The following is a 5,299-nucleotide window of genomic DNA, read 5'->3' as shown; positions in this document are numbered from 1 at the left end:
GTTAGTCCGGCGGTGTCCTACTCTCCCACAACCCTTCGGTTGCAGTACCATCGGCGCTGTCAGGCTTAGCTTCCGGGTTCGGAATGGGACCGGGCGTTTCCCTGACGCTATAACCACCGAAACACTGTGAAACACCCACACACGCTCACACGTTGTGTGTGGTTGTGTGGTGTTTCAGAGCTGTAGAGTGGATGCGTAACATCTTTGTGGGCAAGTCCTCGGCCTATTAGTACCAGTCAACTCGACAACACATTACTGTGCTTCCATTTCTGGCCTATCAACCCAATGGTCTGTTGGGGGCCTTAACCCACAAAGGGGTGGGATACCTCATCTTGGAACAGGCTTCCCGCTTAGATGCCTTCAGCGGTTATCCCTTCCGAACGTGGCCAACCAGCCATGCCACTGGCGTGACAACTGGCATACCAGAGGTTCGTCCGTCCCGGTCCTCTCGTACTAGGGACAGCCTTCCTCAAGTATCCTACGCGCGCGGCGGATAGGGACCGAACTGTCTCACGACGTTCTAAACCCAGCTCGCGTGCCGCTTTAATGGGCGAACAGCCCAACCCTTGGGACCTACTCCGGCCCCAGGATGCGACGAGCCGACATCGAGGTGCCAAACCATGCCGTCGATATGGACTCTTGGGCAAGATCAGCCTGTTATCCCCGGGGTACCTTTTATCCGTTGAGCGACACCCCTTCCACCAGGTGGTGCCGGATCACTAGTCCCGACTTTCGTCCCTGCTCGACATGTCTGTCTCACAGTCAAGCTCCCTTGTGCACTTGCACTCAACACCTGATTGCCAACCAGGCTGAGGGAACCTTTGGGCGCCTCCGTTACTCTTTAGGAGGCAACCGCCCCAGTTAAACTACCCATCAGGCACTGTCCCTGAACCAGATCATGGTCCGAGGTTCAGATTCCCAATCCGACCAGAGTGGTATTTCAACAACGACTCCACCAACACTAGCGTGCCAGCTTCACAGTCTCCCACCTATCCTACACAAGCCGAACCGAAAACCAATACCAAACTATAGTAAAGGTCCCGGGGTCTTTCCGTCCTGCCGCGCGTAACGAGCATCTTTACTCGTAGTGCAATTTCGCCGGGCCTGTGGTTGAGACAGCCGGAAAGTCGTTACGCCATTCGTGCAGGTCGGAACTTACCCGACAAGGAATTTCGCTACCTTAGGATGGTTATAGTTACCACCGCCGTTTACTGGCGCTTAAATTCTCAGCTTCACCCCGAAGGGTTAACCGGTCCTCTTAACGTTCCAGCACCGGGCAGGCGTCAGTCCATATACATCGTCTTGCGACTTCGCATGGACCTGTGTTTTTAGTAAACAGTCGCTTTCCGCTGGTCTCTGCGGCCACCCACCCCTAGTCCGCACGGGACTTCAGAGTGTTTGGCCCCCCTTCTCCCGAAGTTACGGGGGCATTTTGCCGAGTTCCTTAACCACAGTTCACCCGATCGCCTTAGTATTCTCTACCTGACCACCTGTGTTGGTTTGGGGTACGGGCCGTGCACGCACTCGCTAGAGGCTTTTCTCGGCAGCATAGGATCACTCTACTTCGCCTCAATCGGCTACGCATCACGTCTCAACCTATATGAGCGGCGGATTTGCCTACCACTCGGTCTACACGCTTACACCAGTACTACCACTCACTGGCGGAGCTACCTTCCTGCGTCACCCCATCACTCGACTACTACGGAATCAGATCCCACGCTCCACACTCGCGCATCCACCCGAAGGCTTCAACACGAGGCTTTGGGTGGTTAGTATCAACCGCCTCATCCTGGGCGCACGTGCTCGGGTACGGGAATATCAACCCGTTATCCATCGACTACGCCTGTCGGCCTCGCCTTAGGTCCCGACTTACCCTGGGCGGATTAGCCTGGCCCAGGAACCCTTGGTCATCCGGCGGCAGAGTTTCTCACTCTGCATTCGCTACTCATGCCTGCATTCTCACTCCCACACCCTCCACGACTGGCTTCCGCCGCCGCTTCCCTGGATGCAGGACGCTCCCCTACCCATCAACACGACTAGACGTCCCCGCAAGGAGAACGCCGATCTATATGTGTCAATGACACAGCTTCGGCGGTGTGCTTAAGCCCCGCTACATTGTCGGCGCAGGACCACTTGACCAGTGAGCTATTACGCACTCTTTCAAGGGTGGCTGCTTCTAAGCCAACCTCCTGGTTGTCTGGGCAATCCCACATCCTTTCCCACTGAGCACACACTTAGGGGCCTTAGCTGGTGTTCTGGGCTGTTTCCCTCTCGACGACGAAGCTTATCCCCCGCCGTCTCACTGCCACACTCTCACACCACGGTATTCGGAGTTTGGTTGATTTCGGTAACCCGGTAAGGCCCCTAGACCATCCAGTAGCTCTACCCCCGTGGAGAAACATGTGACGCTGCACCTAAATGCATTTCGGGGAGAACCAGCTATCACGGAGTTTGATTGGCCTTTCACCCCTACCCACAGCTCATCCCCTCAGTTTTCAACCTAAGTGGGTTCGGCCCTCCACGTCGTCTTACCGACGCTTCAGCCTGGCCATGGGTAGATCACTCCGCTTCGGGTCTAGACCACGCGACTCAATCGCCCTATTCAGACTCGCTTTCGCTACGGCTACCCCACACGGGTTAACCTCGCCACGCAGCACTAACTCGCAGGCTCATTCTTCAAAAGGCACGCCATCACCTCAACATCACAAGGATGTGCTCGGGCTCTGACGGCTTGTAGGCACACGGTTTCAGGTACTCTTTCACTCCCCTCCCGGGGTACTTTTCATCTTTCCCTCACGGTACTAGTCCGCTATCGGTCTTCAGGAAGTATTTAGGCTTACCGGGTGGTCCCGGCAGATTCACAGCAAATTCCACGAGCTCGCTGCTACTCGGGAACACCACCAAGGTCCACAAACATGTGTTTTCGCGTACGGGACTCTCACCCACTCCGGTCGCCCATCCCAAGGCGTTCCACTAACACACGCGTAAACCCGAGAACTTGTCAGAATTCTCAAGGCGGGTCCCACAACACCACACACACAACGCCTGACAGCTTGACATGTGCATGGTTTAGCCTCTTCCGCTTTCGCTCGCCACTACTCACGGAATCACGGTTGTTTTCTCTTCCTACGGGTACTGAGATGTTTCACTTCCCCGCGTTCCCTCCACACACCCTATATATTCAGATGCGGGTAACACCACATAACTGGTGCTGGGTTTCCCCATTCGGAAATCCTCGGATCACAGCTCGGTTGACAGCTCCCCGAGGCATATCGCAGCCTCCCACGTCCTTCATCGGCTCCTGAAGCCAAGACATCCACCATGTGCCCTTAACAACTTGACCACAAAGATGCTCGCATCCACTCTACAGTTCTCAAACACCACACCAGAAACAAACAGCTCCCGGGGCGTAAGCCCCTCGGCGTGTTGCCTCAGGACCCAACAGCATGCCAGCGAACACCGAAATCCTCTTGACCCTGCAGCACACGTTCCACGCACCCGAAGATGCAGTACTAGCCCGTGCGGGCATCAAGCGAACCGGCATAAACCAGTAGTTCCACAATTCCTTGAGCAACCAGCACAACACCACATTCGGGCATTGAGTGCCGGCCACTCCACCAACCGTTGGTCCGGGTATCCCGGCGGGGTGGATGTGTTGCTCCTTAGAAAGGAGGTGATCCAGCCGCACCTTCCGGTACGGCTACCTTGTTACGACTTCGTCCCAATCGCCAGTCCCACCTTCGACCACTCCCTCTCCGAAGAGTTGGGCCATGGGCTTCGGGTGTTACCGACTTTCATGACGTGACGGGCGGTGTGTACAAGGCCCGGGAACGTATTCACCGCAGCGTTGCTGATCTGCGATTACTAGCGACTCCGACTTCACGCAGTCGAGTTGCAGACTGCGATCCGAACTGAGACCGGCTTTAAGGGATTCGCTCCACCTCGCGGTATCGCAGCCCTCTGTACCAGCCATTGTAGCATGTGTGAAGCCCTGGACATAAGGGGCATGATGACTTGACGTCATCCCCACCTTCCTCCGAGTTGACCCCGGCAGTCTCCCACGAGTCCCCGCCATAACGCGCTGGCAACGTAGGATAAGGGTTGCGCTCGTTGCGGGACTTAACCCAACATCTCACGACACGAGCTGACGACAGCCATGCACCACCTGTACACCAACCACAAGGGAAGCCCTATCTCTAGGGATGTCTGGCGCATGTCAAGCCCAGGTAAGGTTCTTCGCGTTGCATCGAATTAATCCACATGCTCCGCCGCTTGTGCGGGCCCCCGTCAATTCCTTTGAGTTTTAGCCTTGCGGCCGTACTCCCCAGGCGGGGCGCTTAATGCGTTAGCTACGGCACGGACAACGTGGATGTCGCCCACACCTAGCGCCCAACGTTTACAGCGTGGACTACCAGGGTATCTAATCCTGTTCGCTCCCCACGCTTTCGCTCCTCAGCGTCAGTATCGGCCCAGAGACCCGCCTTCGCCACCGGTGTTCCTCCTGATATCTGCGCATTTCACCGCTACACCAGGAATTCCAGTCTCCCCTACCGAACTCAAGTCTGCCCGTATCGCCCGCACGCTCCACGTTAAGCGTGGAGTTTTCACGAACGACGCGACAAACCGCCTACGAGCTCTTTACGCCCAATAATTCCGGACAACGCTCGCACCCTACGTATTACCGCGGCTGCTGGCACGTAGTTAGCCGGTGCTTCTTATCCAGGTACCGTCACTTGCGCTTCGTCCCTGGCGAAAGAGGTTTACAACCCGAAGGCCGTCATCCCTCACGCGGCGTCGCTGCATCAGGCTTGCGCCCATTGTGCAATATTCCCCACTGCTGCCTCCCGTAGGAGTCTGGGCCGTGTCTCAGTCCCAGTGTGGCCGGTCACCCTCTCAGGCCGGCTACCCGTCGTCGCCTTGGTAGGCCATTACCCCACCAACAAGCTGATAGGCCGCGGGCTCATCCTGTACCGCCGGAGCTTTCCACCAAACCCCATGCGAGGCCCGGTCATATCCGGTATTAGACCCAGTTTCCCAGGCTTATCCCAAAGTACAGGGCAGATTGCCCACGTGTTACTCACCCGTTCGCCACTAATCCACCCCGAAAGGCTTCATCGTTCGACTTGCATGTGTTAAGCACGCCGCCAGCGTTCGTCCTGAGCCAGGATCAAACTCTCCAACAATGTCAAATTTGATCGAGGCAAATTTTCTTGCTCTCAAAGGAACCTCAAACGAGGTTCAAATACATAAGCTCTACTGGCTTAGTTCACTAGCACACTGTTGAGTTCTCAAGCAACAC

The 5,299-nt window shown here is 56.2% G+C and carries 3 rRNA genes; all 3 read right to left on the bottom strand.

Annotated features, from left to right (window positions below):
* Positions 1–4: 4 nt before the first annotated feature.
* The 3 genes from rrf to ACXIZN_RS42970 all read right to left on the bottom strand — a co-directional run bounded on the left by rrf (position 5) and on the right by ACXIZN_RS42970 (position 5,183).
* A 5S ribosomal RNA gene (gene rrf, locus ACXIZN_RS42980) occupies positions 5–121 on the bottom strand.
* Between the two features lie 85 nt (positions 122–206).
* Positions 207–3,343 (bottom strand): 23S ribosomal RNA (locus ACXIZN_RS42975).
* A gap of 323 nt (positions 3,344–3,666) precedes the next feature.
* Positions 3,667–5,183: ribosomal RNA gene (locus ACXIZN_RS42970) — 16S ribosomal RNA — on the bottom strand.
* The 16S, 23S and 5S rRNA genes sit together here, the layout of an rRNA operon.
* Positions 5,184–5,299 lie beyond the last annotated feature (116 nt).

This window comes from Amycolatopsis sp. TRM77291 (genome assembly GCF_054166285.1).
Note: the sequence above shows the minus strand (reverse complement) of the source record. Positions and strands in the feature narration are given on the sequence as shown.